The sequence below is a fragment of the Gordonia malaquae NBRC 108250 genome (assembly GCF_000344135.1).
Taxonomy (GTDB): domain Bacteria; phylum Actinomycetota; class Actinomycetes; order Mycobacteriales; family Mycobacteriaceae; genus Gordonia; species Gordonia malaquae.
Genome location: NZ_BAOP01000018.1, coordinates 83,439 through 101,607, shown reverse-complemented (window position 1 = coordinate 101,607; position 18,169 = coordinate 83,439). Strand labels below are relative to the sequence as shown.

At 67.1% G+C, this 18,169-nt stretch carries 16 protein-coding genes; 2 read left to right on the top strand and 14 right to left on the bottom strand.

The window, feature by feature from the left end:
- Positions 1-62: 62 nt before the first annotated feature.
- The 6 genes from mnhG to GM1_RS13390 are packed head-to-tail and all read right to left on the bottom strand — an operon-like array spanning position 63 to position 6,618.
- A complete protein-coding gene (gene mnhG / locus GM1_RS13415; protein WP_008379617.1) occupies positions 63-389 on the bottom strand; it encodes a monovalent cation/H(+) antiporter subunit G in 327 nt (108 codons plus the stop codon).
- A complete protein-coding gene (locus tag GM1_RS13410; protein WP_008379615.1) occupies positions 386-646 on the bottom strand; it encodes a monovalent cation/H+ antiporter complex subunit F in 261 nt (86 codons plus the stop codon). Before GM1_RS13410 ends, mnhG begins: the two co-directional genes overlap by 4 nt.
- A complete protein-coding gene (locus tag GM1_RS13405) occupies positions 643-1,458 on the bottom strand; it encodes a Na+/H+ antiporter subunit E (RefSeq protein ID WP_040520115.1) in 816 nt (271 codons plus the stop codon). Before GM1_RS13405 ends, GM1_RS13410 begins: the two co-directional genes overlap by 4 nt.
- Positions 1,455-3,077 carry a Na+/H+ antiporter subunit D gene (locus GM1_RS13400; RefSeq protein WP_008379612.1) on the bottom strand — a complete coding sequence of 541 codons (1,623 nt, stop codon included), beginning with the start codon at positions 3,075-3,077 and terminating at the stop codon, positions 1,455-1,457. The genes GM1_RS13405 and GM1_RS13400 overlap by 4 nt, the downstream gene beginning before the upstream one ends.
- Positions 3,074-3,742, bottom strand: a complete 669-nt coding sequence (locus tag GM1_RS13395) for a Na(+)/H(+) antiporter subunit C (protein ID WP_008379610.1) — start codon at positions 3,740-3,742, stop codon at positions 3,074-3,076. The genes GM1_RS13400 and GM1_RS13395 overlap by 4 nt, the downstream gene beginning before the upstream one ends.
- Positions 3,739-6,618 carry a Na+/H+ antiporter subunit A gene (locus tag GM1_RS13390; protein WP_008379608.1) on the bottom strand — a complete coding sequence of 960 codons (2,880 nt, stop codon included), beginning with the start codon at positions 6,616-6,618 and terminating at the stop codon, positions 3,739-3,741. The genes GM1_RS13395 and GM1_RS13390 overlap by 4 nt, the downstream gene beginning before the upstream one ends.
- Before the next feature lie 80 nt (positions 6,619-6,698).
- Here GM1_RS13390 and GM1_RS13385 point away from each other — a divergent pair, with 80 nt between their 5' ends.
- Complete coding sequence (locus GM1_RS13385; protein WP_008379607.1) at positions 6,699-7,121, top strand: hypothetical protein; 423 nt, start codon at positions 6,699-6,701, stop codon at positions 7,119-7,121.
- A 373-nt stretch (positions 7,122-7,494) separates the two neighbouring features.
- Here GM1_RS13385 and GM1_RS13380 read toward each other — a convergent pair whose 3' ends face one another.
- From GM1_RS13380 to GM1_RS13345, 8 genes are all read right to left on the bottom strand, one after another.
- On the bottom strand, positions 7,495-8,418 hold the full coding sequence (locus tag GM1_RS13380) for a type IV toxin-antitoxin system AbiEi family antitoxin domain-containing protein (protein WP_008379606.1): 924 nt from the start codon (positions 8,416-8,418) through the stop codon (positions 7,495-7,497).
- Positions 8,419-8,858: 440 nt separating this feature from the next.
- Positions 8,859-9,293, bottom strand: coding sequence for a hypothetical protein (locus GM1_RS13375; RefSeq protein ID WP_008379605.1), 435 nt, complete (start codon positions 9,291-9,293; stop codon positions 8,859-8,861).
- 109 nt (positions 9,294-9,402) lie between these two features.
- The gene (locus tag GM1_RS13370; protein ID WP_008379603.1) at positions 9,403-11,673 is read right to left on the bottom strand and encodes an AAA family ATPase; all 2,271 of its coding nucleotides are present in this window, start codon (positions 11,671-11,673) and stop codon (positions 9,403-9,405) included.
- Between the two features lie 3 nt (positions 11,674-11,676).
- Positions 11,677-12,705, bottom strand: a complete 1,029-nt coding sequence (locus GM1_RS13365; protein WP_081604283.1) for a CDP-alcohol phosphatidyltransferase family protein — start codon at positions 12,703-12,705, stop codon at positions 11,677-11,679.
- Positions 12,705-13,412, bottom strand: a complete 708-nt coding sequence (locus GM1_RS13360; RefSeq protein ID WP_008379600.1) for a phosphatidylserine decarboxylase — start codon at positions 13,410-13,412, stop codon at positions 12,705-12,707. The genes GM1_RS13365 and GM1_RS13360 overlap by 1 nt, the downstream gene beginning before the upstream one ends.
- Positions 13,413-13,492: 80 nt before the next feature.
- Positions 13,493-13,954 carry an SRPBCC family protein gene (locus GM1_RS13355; RefSeq protein ID WP_008379599.1) on the bottom strand — a complete coding sequence of 154 codons (462 nt, stop codon included), beginning with the start codon at positions 13,952-13,954 and terminating at the stop codon, positions 13,493-13,495.
- Positions 13,955-14,076: 122 nt separating this feature from the next.
- Positions 14,077-15,192 (bottom strand): acyl-CoA dehydrogenase family protein, encoded by a 1,116-nt coding sequence (locus tag GM1_RS13350; protein ID WP_008379598.1) that lies wholly within the window; start codon positions 15,190-15,192, stop codon positions 14,077-14,079.
- 27 nt (positions 15,193-15,219) lie between these two features.
- The gene (locus GM1_RS13345; protein ID WP_008379597.1) at positions 15,220-16,416 is read right to left on the bottom strand and encodes an acyl-CoA dehydrogenase family protein; all 1,197 of its coding nucleotides are present in this window, start codon (positions 16,414-16,416) and stop codon (positions 15,220-15,222) included.
- A 65-nt stretch (positions 16,417-16,481) separates the two neighbouring features.
- Between GM1_RS13345 and GM1_RS13340 the strand changes: the two genes are divergently transcribed.
- Positions 16,482-17,888 carry an amidase gene (locus tag GM1_RS13340; RefSeq protein WP_008379595.1) on the top strand — a complete coding sequence of 469 codons (1,407 nt, stop codon included), beginning with the start codon at positions 16,482-16,484 and terminating at the stop codon, positions 17,886-17,888.
- Positions 17,889-18,169: the final 281 nt, after the last annotated feature.

The window sequence follows — 18,169 nt, the reverse complement described above, 5'->3', positions numbered from 1 at the left end:
AGAGTCTCCGTTCGCTCAACGAGCAGGGAGGCTCGGTTCGTCGTTCATGGAGCAGCGGAGGCTTATTTGGTGCCGCGGAGCTGCGACTCGTCGAGGAGCTGCTCGTCGATGCGCTGTTCGCGGTATACGAGGCGTCCGACGCGCTGAGCGATCACCGGAGCCGTGAGCAGGGTGAACAGTCCGGTCAGGATCAGCATTCCGCTGTCCGGGTGACCGCGCAGCTGGATGAGCGTGCCGATGAGCACGAGGATCATGCCGAACGTCTGAGGTTTGGTCGCGGCGTGCATGCGGCTCAATGTGTCGGGGAACCGGGCGATGCCGATCGCCGCGGTCAGCGCGACGAGCGAGCCGAACAGAATGAACACTGCGGAGAGGATGTCGCGGATCATTCGTCGTCCCTTCTGCGGAAGCGGGCCACCGCGATCGAGCCGATGAAGCTCACCAGGCTGAGCACCACGATGCCGGCAGCGATCGTGGTGTCACCGGTGGCCGCGACCCAGACTGCGAGTCCGGAGATCAGAATCGCGACGATCGCGTCGACGCCCACCAGGCGATCGAGGGTCGTCGGGCCGCGCAGGGTCCGATACGTGGTCAGGACGACGGAGATCAGCAGCATCGTGGCGGCGACTCCCCAGACGTATGTCACTTGTCGTCCTTCCGTCGACGCCGCATGCCGCGCGACGGCCTGTCGCGTTCGGCTTCCTCGGCGACGCGTTGGCGGTCGCTGAACGGGACGTGGTGGTAGTCGTCGTCGATGCCGTGGAACGGGCTGGGGTGCCATTCCGAGTCGCGCTCGAACGCCTTGATGAACTGGCGTTCCACGTACGCGGTCTGCTTGAAGAACGCGTCGATGTACTTCTGCTTGCTCACGTCGAAGATGTGGACGTACAGCATGCGTCGAAGATGATCGATCTCGACGACCATCGTGCCAGGCACGAGGTTGATGTAATTGACGGCCAGCGTCAGGACCAGGTCGGACTTGATGGCGACATGGACGCGGACCACCGCGCCGAGCGGCGGCGGCCCGGGTTTGACGGCGGCCCACGCGACCTGGGCGCTCGACTGCACGAAGTTCACCATCAGCGACAGCAGCAGGCGGATCGCCGCGAGCGGATGCAATCGACCTTCCACTGGGACGCGGGGGAGTGGGAGCACGGTCATCACGACCAACCCGAACACCAATCCGACGATGATGTTGCCCCAGGTGATGTCGCCCCAGAGGAGAACCCACACGAACGCCAGCCAGAACAGGCTCCACAGCCGCATCGCGAACTCGCGGAGGTCGCCGCCGGCCCACACGGGGAACTTCAGATGCGCGGAGAGCCACACGTACAGCTTGACGATCGGCCAGGCGAACCACAGCAGTGCCGAACGCCAGAGCCGACCGAAGAACGACGGGATCGCCCTCTTGCCGCGCGGTTTCACGTGGGGTCGGTCCGGGAACGGTGTGTTGCTCACGGCGCACCCTCCCCCGTCGATCCGCCCAGCACGGCACCGATATAGTCGGCGCGGTCGAGGACGGCGTGCGCGGCGCTGCCGGTGAATTCGAAGATGGGCCCGGCCCAGACAGTCAAGGCGATGCCGCACGCGACCATCGCCGCGGTCGGGACGACCATGGTCACCGGCATGCGGCCGACGTCCTCACGATCGTGGATCAGCACGTCGGTGCCTTCTTCGACGAGTGCCGACGGAGTGCTCGCCGCCATCTCGCCCTCCGGGGCGTCGGCGCGGGCTCGCCAGAAGCCCTTCGTCCAAATGCGGGCCATCACGTACAGGGTCAGCAGGCTGGTGATCACCGAACCGGCGATCAGGACCCACGACAGGACCGAACCCTGCGCGGCGCCTGCCTCCAGCAGTGCCACCTTGCCGAGGAAACCGGAGAACGGTGGGATGCCGCCGAGGTTGAGCGCGGGGATCAGGAACAGCACCGCGAGCAGCGGGCTGGCGATGAGTCCGCCGAGACGGCGCAGGGACGACGAGCCCGCCTGCCGTTCGATCAGTCCCACGACGAGGAACAGGGTCGTCTGCACGAGGATGTGGTGCGCGACGTAGTAGATGGCGGCCGACGTCGACTCCACTGACCCGACAGCGATGCCGAAGATCATGTAGCCGATGTGGCTGACCAGAGTGAACGACAAGAGACGTTTGATGTCCGCCTGGGCGATCGCACCGAATATGCCGACGAGCATCGTCAGGAGGCCGGCGATCATCAGGACGGTGTCCATCGTTCCGCCGGGGAACAACAGGGAGTGCGCCCGGACGATCGCGTACACGCCGACCTTGGTCAGAAGGCCCGCGAACACGGCGGTGACCGGTGCCGGCGCCGTCGGGTAGGAGTCGGGCAACCACGTCGACAGCGGGAACACGGCGGCCTTGATGCCGAACGCCACCAACAACACCGCGTAGAGCGCATTGCGGGTGCCGTCGGGCACGTCGTCCAACCGAACCGCCATCTCGGCGAGATTCAGCGTTCCGGTGGTCGTGTACGCGAAGGCGATGCCAGCGAGGAAGATCAACGACGACACCATCGACACCATCACGTACGACGCTCCCGCGCGGACGCGTTCGGCGCTGGCACCGAGTGTGAGGAGCACGAACGATGCCGCGAGGAGCACTTCGAACGAGACGTACAGGTTGAACAGGTCGCCTGCGAGGAACGCGTTGCAGACGCCGGCCGTGAGGATCAGGTAGGTCGGCAGGAAGATCGACACCGGCTGCTCGGTTGTGCCGTCCCGGATGCCCTGCCCGATCGCGTAGACGACGACGCACAGGAGCACTGTCGTCGACACGACGAGCATCAGGGCGGCGAGCCGGTCCACGACGAGAGTGATGCCGAGCGGTGAGTCGCCGCCGTCGCGTCCGCCCCAACCGCCGATGTTGACCGCGAACGTGCCGTGCACGCTTGTCAGATACAGCATCATCGCCGACGCGACGAGGGCGATCGTGATGGCGCCGACGGTCACCGGGCGTTGGAAGTTCGGACTGCGGCCCCGCAGCAGGGTCAGCGCTGCGCCGAGCATGGGGGCGAGGGTCGGGAGGACGATGAGCACACCGATCCAGGAGGCCTGCGGGATCATCGATCACCTCCGCCGGTGGTCTCGTCGTCGGAATCCTCGGGCATATCGTCGCCGTCCTCGGTGAGGTGTGCGAGGAGGTCGGCGTCCTCGGGCATGAGGTCGGTCTCGATGACGCCGAGGTGCACCTTCTCGAACTCCTCGGCGGTCAGCGGATTGCCGTGGTCGTCGAAGAAGTCGCCCGCGACGGTGTCCGCACCCGTGAGCGGGTCGTCGGAGCGGTCGCGGTCCGGGAATGTCTGGAGCGTGCTTGTTGCGATCTTCAGGTCTTCCGGGTCGTCCTGGACATCGTCGTCGACTGTCACTGCACCCTCGGTGGACGTCGGTTCCACGTCGGGGGCTGCGGTCTCGGGGCCGCGGCGGTTGATGACGAACAGGCGGTACGTCAGGGCCAACACGAACGCGGCGACACCCATGGTGATGACGATGGCGGTCAGCACCATGCCCTGCGCCAGGGGATCGGCGTCGGCGGTCTGGCCTGCCGACGAACGTCCGCGGATCGGCGGGTTCCCGGGCGGGCCGGAGAGGGTCACGATCAGCAGATTGATGCCGTTGCCGACCAGCATGAGGCCGAACAGCATGCGGATCAGGCTGCGTTCCATCAGCAGGTATACGCCGCACGCGGCGAGGACGCCCGCGATGACCAGGAGTCCGAGGTTCACGCTCACTTGACTGCCTCCGACGGCTCGGGGGCGGGGGCGTCCTCGGGTGTCTCCAAGCGAGCGCCGAGGCTGCGGAGCACGTCCAGAACCAGTCCGACGACGATCAGGTAGATGCCGAGGTCGAAGAACAGTGCGGTCACGATGTGGATGCTCCCGAACACCGGCAGTTCGAGATCGACCACTGCCGACGACAAGGCGGGCGCCCCGAGGAACAGTGAGGTGACAGCGGTCGTCGCCGAGACCAGCAGACCTGCACCGAGGATGGTCCCCGCTTCGACGGGCAGTGCTTCGCCGAGTTCGTAACGTCCACCCGCGAGGTAACGGAGGACCAACGCGAGGCCCATGACGAGTCCGCCCGCGAATCCGCCGCCGGGAGCGTTGTGGCCTGCGAAGAACAGATAGATCGACAGGATCACCAGTGTCGGGAACACGACGCGGGTGGTCGCTTCGAGGACCATCGTCCGGTGGCGAGGATCGCGGAACTCGCTACCGCGGAGCCAGGTGGTGCGGTCGGACACGACGTCGTCGTCGCTCAGACCGGCCTGGAGTCGGGCCGCGTCGGTGACGCGGGGAACGGCGCCGAAACGGCGGCTCCGGAACACCATCGACGCGACGCCTGTCGCGGCGACGATCAGCACGGACACTTCGCCGAGGGTGTCCCACGCGCGGATGTCGACGAGCAGGACGTTCACCGTGTTCGAACCGTTGCCGAATGTGTAGGCCGCATCGCCGAGGCGGAGCTGGAGGGGTTCGGTGGAGCGTGCGGCTGCGGCGAACAAACCGATCATGACCAGCATCGCCCCGAATGCGAGACCGATCAGGGCGCGGCCGGGCTTGAATCCGGTGGTGTGGCGGGATGCCGGTTCGGAGGGCAGTTTGCGCAGCACCAGCACGAACACGACAAGCGTGACGCTCTCCACCAGGAACTGGGTGAGGGCGAGGTCGGGTGCACCGTACATCGCGAAGAGCGCGCCGCAGCCGTAGCCGGTGAGACCGACCACGAGGGTCGCCGCGAGACGGTTGCGCAGGACGGTCACGGAGATGGCGGCCGCCGTCATCAGGACGCCGACCACCGCCTGCTCGACGTTGTCGAATCCGCGGACCTGCAACGCGTCACGATTGCCGAGGGCCAAAGCGATGACGGGCAACAGGACCGCGGTCGACAGGATCACGGCCTGGGTCAGGGGGAGGGAACCGCGCTGCGTGTACCGCGTCACGAAGAGCGACAGGGTGTCCGCACCGCGCAGAGTGGCGTCGTACACGCGGTCGGCGTTCAGCGGCGGCGGGTTCTTGAACACCTTCCGGCGACGCTTCCGCAAGAACAGGAACAGCGATGTTCCGCAGACCACGACGATGATCGAGAAGACGATCGGCAGTCCGAACCCGTGCCACATCGCGAGGTGTTCGAGTTCGTGACCGTAGTCGGGCAGTGTCTCGGCGTAGGGAACGAACTGTTCGCCGATCCAGCCTGCGGCGAACGCTGCGGCGACACCGGCGGCGGCCAGGATCGCGGGCGGCGCGAGGAACGCGGCATTCGGCGGATGAAGCGCGGCGACCGGCCTGGTCGGGAACGTGCGGACCTTGCGGCCGAACGCTCCCCACAGGAAACGCGTCGTGTACGCGAAGGTGATGATCGAGCCGACGAGCAGCGTGATGTCGACCGTGTAGGCGGCCCAGGTGTCGAGGGCGCCGGTGTTCCAGATGGCGCCGAACGCCGTCTCTTTGCCGACGAAGCCGAACGTGAACGGAAGTCCCGCCATGCTCGCGCCTGCGACTGCTGCGATGGCGGCGAGCGCCGGGAGACGGTGACCGAGGCGGGCGAGGAGTCGGATGTCGCGGGTGCCGGTGGAGTGGTCGATGATGCCGACGACCATGAACAGGCACGCTTTGAACAGCGCGTGCGCGATCACCATCGAGAGGCCTGCCATGGCCACGCCGGCGTCGCCGATCCCGACGAGGACCATGATGAAGCCGAGTTGGGACACAGTGCCGAACGCGAGGATCAGTTTCAGGTCGCGCTCACGGAGTGATCGCCAGCCGCCGAGCAGCATGGTGAGTGCGCCGAGGCCTATCACCAGCACCTGCCAGCTCAGCCGGTCGGAGAACGCCGGGGCCAGGCGAGCGACGAGGTACACGCCTGCTTTGACCATCGCCGCGGCGTGCAGGTACGCGCTGACCGGCGTGGGCGCGGCCATCGCGCCGGGGAGCCAGAAGTGGAACGGGACGATCGCCGATTTCGAGATCGCGCCGATCAGGATCAAAACGACGGCGACGTCGACGAACACTCCGCCTGCGGGCGGGTTCGCGAGAAGGTCGGAGAGCAGGTAGCTGCCGGTCCGTTCACCGAGCATGATGATGCCGACGAGCATCGCCAGGCCGCCGAACGTCGTCACCAGGAGTGCCTGCGTCGCCGCGCGACGCGACGTCGCGCGGACCATGTTGAAGCCGACGAGCATGAACGACAGGACCGTCGTAGCTTCCCAGAACACGTACAGGACCAGCGTGTTGTCGCTGACCACGAGCCCGAACATGGCGGCGGCGAATGCGACGATCTCACCGCCGAACGTCTCGACGCGGCGTCGCATGGTGTCGAAGTAGTTGGCGCAGTACACCAGGACGAGCGAGCCGACGCCGAGGATGAGCACCGAGAGGATCGCCGACAGCGTGTCGAAACGGACGTCGATGTCCATCTGCAGTGCGGGGACCCAGGTCAGGGTTTCAGTGCGAGGCTCCGCATGGGCTTCCGGCCAGTTCGCGATCACCCAGACGAGAGCGGCTGCGGGCATCAGCGCGAGGACGTAGAACCCTCGGGTTCCGCACAATTTCATGATCGGTGGTGAAACGAGCGCGCCTATTGCCAGCGCGATCATCACTGCGATCAAGGGGCCACTCCGTCGGTCAAAGGGGGCGGGCGGGGTGTCGGAACTCTGGTTCTGCTGCGCCCTACTCTACCGTTTCGACCATGACCGTCTTGTTCCGAGTATGTGCCGCGCTTCTCGCCGTTGTCGCAGGCGTCGCAGTTCTGACCGCTTGTGGGAGCGACGACACCACGTCGGACCGCGCCGGTGTGGAGCTTCCCGCCGACTTCCCGTCGGGCGACGTCCCCCTCGTCGACGGCGCACTTCTGGACGCGACCGGTAAGGACGGGACCTGGCGCGTCACGGTCCAGGCGGGCGCCGCCGACGGCAACGCGCTCGTCAACGCCACCAAGAAACTCACCGACGACGGTTTTGTCGAGTCGAGCCGGACCGGCGACACCGCCAACCAGACGGTCACGCTGTCCCGAGCTGTGGACGGCGGCACCCTCTGGGTGAATGTCGGCATCTCCGCAGACGCCTCATCCGGCCCGTCGACGGTCTTCTACCAAGTGGCCAAGACGAAGTAACTCTCCGCGGCCTTCGCTTGCGAACGCTGCCTTCGTCGACACAGATCGACGCTTCGTCGACAAACGCGGCCCTTGTGAAGGCCGCGTTCGTCAGTGAGGGTCGCGGCGAGCGCTTCGGCGGTTTGTTCCCGGCGTTTGATCCCTTCGGGATCAGTCAAAAGATGCTTTGACCAGATGCCAGCCGGACAAGGAGCGCTCGACCGGCAACCTCCGCTGTCCCCAGCATCTTTGAACCGAAGCCCGCCACCGCGCACCTCACGGCGGAGGCGCTCTCGCGACCCTCACCGACAAACGCGGCCTTCAGGAAGGCCGCGTTTGTGAACGAAGCGTCGGTCTGTGTCGAGGAACGCAGCGTTCGTCGTCGAACGTCGCGTTAGAGGTCGATGCCGAGGCGGGAGTAGTGAGCTCGGACGATGGATGTGACGCGGTGTGCGGTGAGGTCGGACCAGATCCATCGTGCGACGTCGAGTCCGAGGTCGCGGAGTTCGTCTTCGCGGATCTTCTCGCGGATCACGACGTCTTCCGGATCCTCGCCGTCGCGCATGTCTCGGCGGTATTTGACGAGGCCGTCGAACTCGGCGACGAAGACGTCGCGTACGCCGAAGTCGCAGCGGGCGGTCCGGCCTGATCGGAGCTGATATTCGACTTGGAGATCGGGGAGACGGAGATCGTCCTCGATCATCTGTGCACGGCTCCACGATTCGCCTGGCGATTCGGACCGTCCATCTGCGAAGCGCAATGCACGCCGGGCCAGGGACACGCCCCTGCGTGGAGTGGAGAAGGCGCGCTGCAAACTGTCGTCGGTGAGCCCGTGGGCGAGCCCTCCGTCGAGAACTGTCAGGGACTGAGCGAAGCGGGATGACGCGAGCGCGACGTCGACAACTGTCCGCTCGAGGCTGGTGACCAGCACGCCGTCGATCTCCACGACCTCGTCGTCGGAGAGGATCCCCGGATGCACGATTCTTCGTGCTCGCGTGTATCCGCCGCCCGAGAGTCCGTTTGTCAGATGCACGTGGACGGTGTCGGGATAGAGGAGCTCAAGTCCGTGGACGGCGGCCGCGGAATCGTGGCTGAGCACCAGACGTCCCGGTCCAGTCGCGGCGGCGATGCATCGTTTCCGGTACAGGAGTGCGGTCGGTTGTGCACTCTCGGAGAGCACTACGCCCGGCAGATACTGCCCGCGTCCGACGACCTGCAGCTCACCCGATCTGACTGCCTCGGTGATCCGACGTTCCGGTATCCCGGCGTCCAACGCCGACGCTCGATTGACGATCCCGTACCTGTTCACCGGCCACATGCCCGTAGTGAACTACGTGAACACGAAAAATGCACCCACGTTGTCCACAGGCTTGTCGCTCTGTGCCTCCCGCGGCCTTCGGCGACAAACGCTGCGTTCCTCGACACAAACCGACGCTTCGTCGACAAACGCGGCCCTTGTGAAGGCCGCGTTTGTCGGTGAGGGTCGCGGCGCGTGGTTCGGCTGTCGCCTCCGGTGTTCGATCCCTTCGGGATCCACTTCAAAAGACGCATTGACCAGATGCCAGCGGGACAAGGAGCGCTCAGCCGGCCACGTCCGCTGTCCCCAGCGTCTTTGAACCGAAGCCCGTCGCGGCGCACCTCACGGCTGAAGCGGTCGCCGCGACCCTCACTGACAAACGCGGCCTTCAGGAAGGCCGCGTTTGTCGATGAAGCGTCGATCTACGTCGACGAAAGCAGCATCTGTCGGCGAAGGCCGCGCTAGGCGGACGGGGTGGAGGGGGTCGCGGGAGTGTCGGTCTGATCGGGTGCGCCCTCCTGCGGACGCATCCGGAAGTTCGGGACCTCGCCCTGGCCCGGGAACTGTTGGAGGCCGGGGAACTGGCCCTGCTGATCCGATTGATCCCCGAACCGCATCACCTCGATCCGACCGTGACGACGCTCGAACTTGTCCCCGGAGTGGTCGCCGACGAGGAAACCCGCGCCGAACGACAGTCCGACGACTGCGAGGGCTCCGACCACGGAGCCCGCGATCAGAAACCGTCGCTGGACCGGGACCACAACCGGCTGCTTCGACGGGGCGGGCGGCACTGCGGGAGCTGCCGGTTCGGGTTGCCCGATGGGCTGGGTCGGCGCGGCCGCGGCGTCGGGTTCGGCGGCCGGGCTGTCGGGAGTCTGGTCCTGGGCGTCGCTCATCGTGATTCCTTCGTGTCGTGCGGCACGACTGCCGCTGTCGATTACGAGAGAACCCGCACAACCTGGCAGGAAGCTGGAGATCCCGTGCCAGTGCCCTGGAAGCCAGAGGCTAGCTGCGACGACGCTCGGCGTACGCCTCGAGTTCGGCCACCTGGTCGGGATCGAGGGACGGGCGGACCGCCGCTCGTGCGACGTCGAGATCGGCGGAGGTGACCGTCGCGGCCTCGATGTCACGACGCATCGCAGCGAGTGCCGCCTCACGCAGCAGCGCGGAGCAGTCGGCCGCGGAGTACCCGTCCAAGTCGGTGGCCAGTGCGTCGAGGTCGATCTCCGCGAGCGGGACGTTGCGCGACGACGCGCGCAGGATGTCCGCGCGGGCGGCGGCATTCGGCGGCGGGACGAATACGAGTCGCTCGAGGCGGCCGGGACGCAACAGCGCCGGATCGATGAGGTCGGGCCGGTTCGTCGCGCCGAGCACCACGACGTCCGACAGCGGTTCGACGCCGTCCAACTCGGTCAGCAGCGCCGCGACCACGCGATCGGCGACTCCGGAGTCGGTGGAACCACCACGACGCGGTGCGAGTGCATCGACCTCGTCGAGGAAGATCAACGACGGCGCCGACTCTCGTGCCCTGGTGAACAGGTCGCGTACGGCACGTTCGGACGCGCCCACCCACTTGTCGAGCAGTTCCGCACCCTTGACGGTGTGCACCGAGAGGCGTCCCGACGCGGCCAGTGCCCGAACGACAAACGTCTTGCCGCAGCCGGGAGGGCCGTACAGCAGGACGCCGCGCGGCGGGTCGACGCCCAATCGGGTGAACGTGTCCGGGTGCTGCAGCGGCCACAACACCGCCTCAGTGAGAGCCTGGCGAGTCTCGACCATGTCGCCGACGTCGTCGAGCGTGATCGAACCGAGAGCCACATCGGGCGACTCCAGCCGGGACGCCGGACGGACGACGGCCAACGCCTCGGTCAGATCGGACGTCCGCAGTGCGGGTTCTTCGGAGGTCTCGGCGGCCCGAGCCGCAGCGCGCAATGCGGCGTCGCGCACCACGGCGGCGAGGTCTGCGGCGACGAAGCCCGGAGTGTGTGCGGCGACGTCGTCGAAGTCGAGTTCACCGTCGACTGGCACGCTTCGCAGGATCGCGGCCAGCAGCTTTGCGCGCAGCGGAGCATCGGGGAGTCCGATGGTCAACGACCGGTCGCACAGGTCGGGTTCGCGCAGACGCGGATCGGCCTTCGTCGCATCGGCGCTCGTCGCGACCAGTGCGACGGTCCCGCTTCCGATCGCAGACCTGAGGTCGTCGAGGATCAGCGTGGACACCGGATCGGCATCGACCGGCAGCAGCGCGTCGACGTCGGTGATCAGCAGAACGCCAGGGCCCTGCGCGCGCAGGCGCGCGACGGCCGAGGACACCGCGGCACGGCGGCTCTCGGCGACGAGCGCGCCCGTGGTGGGCCCGTCGATCTCGACGAACGGCCGATCGGCGCACACCGACCGCACAACGGTCGCCTTGCCGACACCTGACGGGCCGGTCACCAGCACGCCGAGACGAGGCTGCGCGCCGAGTGCCGCCAGGATGTCGGGGGAGTCGAGGGTCACCGACAGCCACTCCGTCAACCGAGCGGTCTGCGAGTCGACGCCGACCAACTCCGCGACCGGGAGCGGCGGCAAGGCGTCTCGACTGCGCTCGACGGGCGGGGATGCGTCTCGACTGCGCTCGACGGGCGGGGAGGCGTCTCGACTGCGCTCGACGGGCGGCAAGGCGTCTCGACTGCGCTCGACGGGCGGGGAGGCGTTTCGACTGTGCTCGACGGGCGAGGAGGAGGCCCATACGACCGCCGTGTTGGTCTGCACGCTGACGGGGCCGGCAGGCTCGGTCGCGGTGACGGTCAACAGTTCGTTCGTCCAGGTGATGCCGAGAGCGCGAGCCATCGACTGTGTGGCTTCGCTCGCTGCGAGGTCGGGGCCGAGGTCACGTGGCAGGAGGGCGACGGCATCGCCCACAGAAACGATCTTGCCGAGCAGCGCGCGCCGCAGGGCTGCGTCCGCCACGGCCGACACCGCGGCAGACGATCCGCTCACCGTGACCTTCGACGCGCCGTACACGGTCACCGGGCCCACGATCACCTGGGTGTTCTCGCGGACGCCGAGATTGGAGAACGTGATGTCGTCGAGCAGGAGGGTGCCGGGTGGCACGTCGTCGGACGCCCTGGCCACCACCGAGGTCACGGTCCGCGCACCGGTGAGGCTGATCGCGTCCCACTCCCTCAGCGACAGTGCGGCCAGCACCTCAGGGTGAACGCGGACGAGTCCACGCCGCGAGTCGGCGGCCGAGGTGTTCAGACGTGCGGTGAGTGCCAACGACGGTTCCGTCACGTCTCAGTCCTCGACGATGTCGTCGGCGTGGCGTTCGGTTCGCGGCGTCGGACGCCGCAGACCCAGGCGTGCAGACGTGCGCGGGGCCACTCGACGTCGGCGGACGCCGTTGCCGCCGGCGGCACGACGCTCGTCTCGCCGCTGGAGGCGACGGTCACGCGCGGGGACCTCCCAGTGCTCGGGCCGGGCCGCGACCAACCGCTGCATCCGCCACGCGAACGGCATGTGTGCGAGGTACGCGAGAACGCCGATCACCATCAGCAGATACGGGAATGTCATCAGCAGTGCGGCGGCCGCAGCGACCACGATCAGCAACCCGGCGAGCGCACTCGGGCGCACCCGGGCCGTCTTGAACGACAACGTCGGGACGCGGCTCACCGCGAGCAGTGCGACGAACACCATCCACGATCCGACAGCGGCGGTCGACGTCCACCAGCCGGTTCCGAAGTGCTGCATCATGCCGACCGGGAGCAACGCCATCACGGCGGCCGCGGGAGCGGGCACGCCGACGAAGAATTCCTTCGTGTACGCCGGGGCGTCGTCGTCGTCGAGCAGGGTGTTGAACCTGGCCAGCCGGAGGACGATCGCTGCGCAGTAGATGAGGACGAGGATCCAGCCGACGTCCTTGCCCATGGAGTCGGAGTCGCGCAGCACCGCCGAGTAGACGATCAAGGCGGGTGCCACACCGAAGTTGATGGCGTCCGCGAGCGAATCGATCTCGGCGCCGATCTTGGTGGTCGCGTCCATCATGCGAGCGACGCGGCCGTCGAGGCCGTCGAGCACGGCGGCGATCACCAGTAGTCCGAGCGCGAGATCGATCTTGCCTTCGTCGGCGAAACGAACAGCGCTCAGACCTGCGCAGACGGCGAGAATCGTGAGTGCGGACGGCAGGAACATCCGGCCGTCCCGCAACGAATGGCGCCGCTCGCGGTCGCTGCGTCGCCGCATCTGGCCGGCGACGCGGGCACGACGACGCGGCGCGCCGTCACGACGGCGCCGGCCCAGCCGCGGGCGGGTCGGTCCGTCGGCCATCAGCTCAGGTCCGCGAAGACTGTCTCGGCACCGATGGCGCGCTGGCCGACCGACACCTTCGGCACGGTTCCGGCGGGCAGGAAGACGTCGACGCGTGAACCGAATCGGATCAGGCCGTACGTGTCGCCGAGGACCAGATCGTGTCCGACCTCGGCGTCGTTGACGATGCGGCGGGCGATCAGACCGGCGATCTGCACAACACCGACCTGCGGTCCTTCGGGGGTCGCGATCGTCATCGACGTGCGTTCGTTCGCCGTGCTGGCCTCGGGCAGATCGGCCGACAGGAACTCGCCGGGCTTGTGGACCACCGACAGGACTCGCCCGGCGATCGGGACGCGCTGCACGTGGACGTCGAACACCGACAGGAACGTGCAGATGCGCGGCAGCGGCTGATCGCCGAGACCGAGTTCGGGATGAGGGACCATCTCGTCGACGATCGCGATGGTGCCGTCGGCAGGTGCCACCACCAGCCCCGCGCCCGTCGGTGGGACGCGGGACGGATGGCGGAAGAACAGAGCCGACGCGCCTGCGAGCGCCATCGCAGGGCGCGAGATCCACGGCTTGCTGCGGCCCAGGACTGCGACCGCGGCGGGCGCCGCGACGAACGGGATGCCGCGCGGGTGGATCGGCGGGACTGTCTGATTGAACAGGTCGATCAGGTGTCCGACGCCGGTGCGTGCGTCGGGACCCTTGGGGCGTCGTGCCACCTTCAGGTTCCTCCTCGGTCGGGCTCCGGCGGAACTGCTGACCGGGAGCGGATTCATCGCCCCCGAGTCTAGGCCAGAGCTCAGACGCTTTCCGCGGCGCGCTTGATCTTGCCGAGCGTCTCGCGGATGCCTTCGCGGAGTTCGTCTTCGAAGGAGTCGTTGCCGCCGAACACCTTGTCGACGAGGAACGCCGACAGTGCGGTGGTCTTGCCGCCTTCGGCGACACGCGATTCGGTGACGCGCGAACCGGTCTCGGTGGCGTCGATCTTGTACGACCAGACGGTGTGGTTCTCGGAGATGCGGAAGGCGATCTCACGGTTGGTGTCGAACGTGACGATCTTCGCGCTGGTCGGCCACACGAGCGGGCCGCGGCGGTTCACGTTGAGAGTGCGCGCGCCCTGCTTGACCTCACCGCCGAACACGATCATCTTCTTGCACTGCGGGCTCCACTCGCCCATGCGCGGAAGATCGCTGATCACGGACCAGACGGCCTCGGGGGTTGCGTTGACGTCGATGGAGTCTTCGATGATGGGTTCAGCCATGGTCGTCACCCTAAACCAGTTGCTGTGACATTCGGTAGCGTGATCCACGTCTCGTAGTGCCGACACGTATTCCGCACTTCCGGAGCTCAGGGCCGGATACGTGTCGGTGCTACGAACGTCAGTCAGCCGACGGTCACCATGTCCCACTCGGACACCGAGCCGGAGAGCCGCGCCAGGTGCGAGTCGGCGTCGCCGAGGGTGTGCGAGATCGCGGTGAGGCGGCTGACGTAATGACCGACCGGGTACTCGGCCGTCATGCCGATGCCGCCGTGCATCTGGATGGCCTCCTGGCCGACGTGCCGTCCGCTGCGGCAGATCTGCAGCTTGGCCCGGGAGGCGATGATCGGGTCGTAGTCGCCGTCGGCAAGGGCCGCGGTGAAGTACGTGCTCATGCTCTGCGCGAGTTCGTTCGACACGTACATGTCGGCGGCGCGATGAGTGAGCGCCTGGAACGTTGCGAGCGGAACGCCGAACTGCTTGCGCGTCTTCAGATACTCGACCGTCAGCTGCAGGGCGCGGGTCATGGCGCCGACGGCCTCGGCGCACAGGGCCGACTGTGTGGCGACCTCGACGTCGGAGATCACCTGCGACGCGTCGCCGCTGCCCAGACGTGTTCCGGCGGCGCCGGTCAGCTCGATCTGCGCTCCGCGTCGGCGGTCGTGCGTCCGGTACGCGGTGCGGGCCAGGCCGTCGGCGTCCGCGGCGACGAGGTACAGCCCGATCGTCCCGTCCGACTCACGAGCGGAGACCACGAAGGTGTCGGCGACGTCGCCGTGGTCGACGAGGGTCTTGGTCCCGGTCAGGTTCCCGTCGACGGCTGTCGTCGTGACCGCGGTGTGCGGCCACCGGTCGCCGGGTTCGGTGTGCGCGAACGCGAGCAGACGTTCGCCCGACGAGAGGCCGCCGATGACGTCGGCGCGGGTGGCGTCGTCGGCGGTGCGGGCGACGAGCATGCCGGGCACGATCACCGATCCGAGCAGAGGTTCGGGAGCGAGGCTCGCACCCAGCTCGCCCATGACGACGGACAACTCCTCCGGGCCTGCGCCCATGCCGCCGTCGTCTTCGCTGAAGACGAGACCGAGGATGCCGATCTCGGCGAGCGAGTTCCACACGTCGCGGCTCCAGCCGAGGTCGGTGTCGGTGACGGATCGGAGGGTCTCCACGTCGTAGGTGGAGGTCAGGACGTCGCGGACGGTGTCGCGCAACATCACCTGTTCTTCGGAGAGGTCGAATTCCATTTGTGTTCCCTGGTGAGTCTGGCGGGCCTAGAGGCCCAGCACGGCCTTGTCGATGATCTGGCGCTGCACTTCGGACGAGCCGCCGTAGATCGTGACCTTGCGGTAGTTGAGGTAGGTCGGAACCGTGAGCTGGGCCCATTCGGGAGAGGCCACGTCGGCGGTGCCGTTGGCACCTGCGGCGTCGACTCCCGCGACGGGCAGCGAGTCCGGACCGGCGATGTCGGCGAGGAGCTCCATCGCCTGCTGCTGCAGTTCGGAGCCGCGCAGTTTCAGGAGCGACGACGCCGGGTTCTGCTTGCCGTTCGCCGAGCCCGCGACCACACGGAGCTGCGTGATCTCGAGGGCCAGGAGCTGATTCTCCAGGTCGGCGAGGCGTGATGCGATCGCCGGATCGTCGAGGAGCGTCCCGTTCGGCGTGGTGATCTCGCTCGCGAGCTTCTTGGCTCGAGCGAGCTTCGTCTTCGTGTAACCGACACGGGCGATGCCGGACCGTTCGTTGCCGAGCAGGAACTTGGCGATCGTCCAGCCCTGGTTCTCTTCACCCACGAGATTCTCGACAGGCACGCGCACGTCGCTGAAGAAGACCTCGTTGACCTCGTACCCGCCGTCGATCAGCTGGATCGGGCGCATCTCGATGCCCGGGGTGTCGAGGTCGATCAGCAGGAAGCTGATGCCCGCCTGCTTCTTCACGTCGGGATCGGTGCGGACCAGCATGAAGATCCACTTGGCGAACTGGCCGAGGGTGGTCCACGTCTTCTGGCCGTTGACGACGTAGTGGTCGCCGTCGCGGACGGCCCGCGTCTTCAGCGACGCGAGGTCACTGCCTGCCTCGGGCTCCGAGAATCCCTGGCACCACCAGAGGTCGAGATTGCGGGTGATCGGGAGGAAGCGTTCCTTCTGCGCGTCGTTGCCGAAGTGGGCGATCACCGGTCCGACCATGCCCGCGTTGAACGGCAGCAGGTCGGGGACGAAGTTGAGCGCCATCTCCTCGCGCCAGATGTGATGCTGCACCGGCGTCCAGTCCTGGCCGCCGGCTTCCACCGGCCACGCGGGGACTGCGATGCCGCGCTTGTTGAGGATCTGCGTCGTCGTGACGATGTCGTCCGGGTAGATGGTCTTGCCTTCGGCGTTGCGCCGTCGGATGTCCTCGGGGATCTCGGTGGTGAAGAACTCCCTGAGCTCGGTCCGGAAGGCTTCTTCCTCTGGGGTGAATCTCAGCTGCATGCTTCAATTCCTACCCGCTGATGTGCGTCGCGTCACGGGTGTCGAACGAAGTACGCTGCGTAACCATGAAACACGTGCATTCCTTCACCGACGACGCGCTCGGCGACCTCGACGCGCTGGGCGTCGCGCAGCGGATCGCATCCGGCGAAGTCAATGCCGCGGAAGTGCTCGACGCGGCCCTCGCCCGACTGGATGTCGTGGAGCCGGCGATCAACGCTCTTGTCGTCGACGATCGGGAGCGTGCACGGTCGCGGGCCGCGGGCACGTTCGACGGTGTCTTCGCGGGTGTGCCGTCGGCGATCAAGAACAACACAGCGTTCGCGGGGATCGCCACGCGGAACGGTTCGGCCGCGACGCCGGACGTGAAGGCGACCGAGAACGAGGAGTTCTCCGACCAGTTCGTCGGAACCGGCCTCAACGTGATCGGAGCGTCGACCACCCCGGCCTACGGGCTGACGGCCACCACCGAGTTCGTCGACCGCGAACCGACCCGCAACCCGTGGGACACCGACTTCTCGTCGGGTGCGTCGTCCGGCGGTGCAGCCGCGCTCGTCGCCGCGGGCGTTCTGCCGCTCGCACACGGCAACGACGGCGGCGGCTCCATCCGTATCCCCGCCGCGGCGTGCGGTCTGGTCGGTCTGAAGCCGACGCGCGGGCGGACGGCGCCGTCGAAGATGGCCAAAGACCTGCCGATCGACCTGGTCAGCAACGGTGTCATCACGCGCAGCGTCCGCGACAGCGCGGCTTTCCTCGCCGACGTCGAACGACTGTCACCGGCGAAGAATCTGCCGCCGGTCGGTCACGTCGAGGGACCCGGTGACAAGCGCCTCCGGATCGCGCTGGTCAACGTGCCGATCACCGGACATCTCCTCGATCCGGCGACAGACTCCGCACTGAACGACACCGTCGAGCTCCTGGAGTCGCTCGGTCATTCGGTCACCACAGTGCCGCTTCCGGTCGACAGGTCGTTCGTCGACGACTTCGCCGACTACTGGGCGTTGATGGCGTTCGGCATCGACAGGCTCGGCAAGTTCACCGTCGGCAAGGGCTTCGACAACTCGCAGATCGATCCGTTCACGCGTGGCCTGTCGAACCGATTCCTGCGTCGCTTCTACCGCCTCCCGTTCGCGATCCGCGGACTGAACCGCGGGACCAAGGCGTTCATCGGCCTGACGAGGGACTTCGACGTCGTCCTCTCGCCGACGCTCGCTCATGTGACGCCGGAGATCGGTGTCCTCTCCCCGTCGGGCGACTTCGACGAGGTGTTCGACAAGCTCACGCGCTATGTGTCGTTCACGCCCGCCAACAACGTCAGCGGAACGCCCGCGGTATCTCTGCCGCTCGGGCAGACTCCGGACGGTCTGCCGATCGGCATCCACTTCTCCGCCGACATGGGCGCCGAGCGCACGCTCCTCGAACTCTCCTACGAACTCGAAGCGGCCCGCCCGTTCGCGCGGATCCAAGACGCCTGACTTTCCGCGTCCAACCATTACCACTCAGGGGAGTAGGCGTGCTTACGTGCCTTCTTCCGCTGCTCGGTGATGGTTGAACGCGGTCTCGAGTAGTTCGCGTCGCCCCGTCGACGGTCATCTTGCGAAGGTTTGGCCGGCAGTTCTGGGCTGCGAGGACGAACCGTCAGACCGGGCGTGATCCTCGTCGAATGCCGGATATCGCCGTGACCTGGGGGGTTCGTCAGCGGGACGTAGTCGAGGGATGTCCCGGTGGTTGGGACGGTGTGTAGTGGGGCACATCT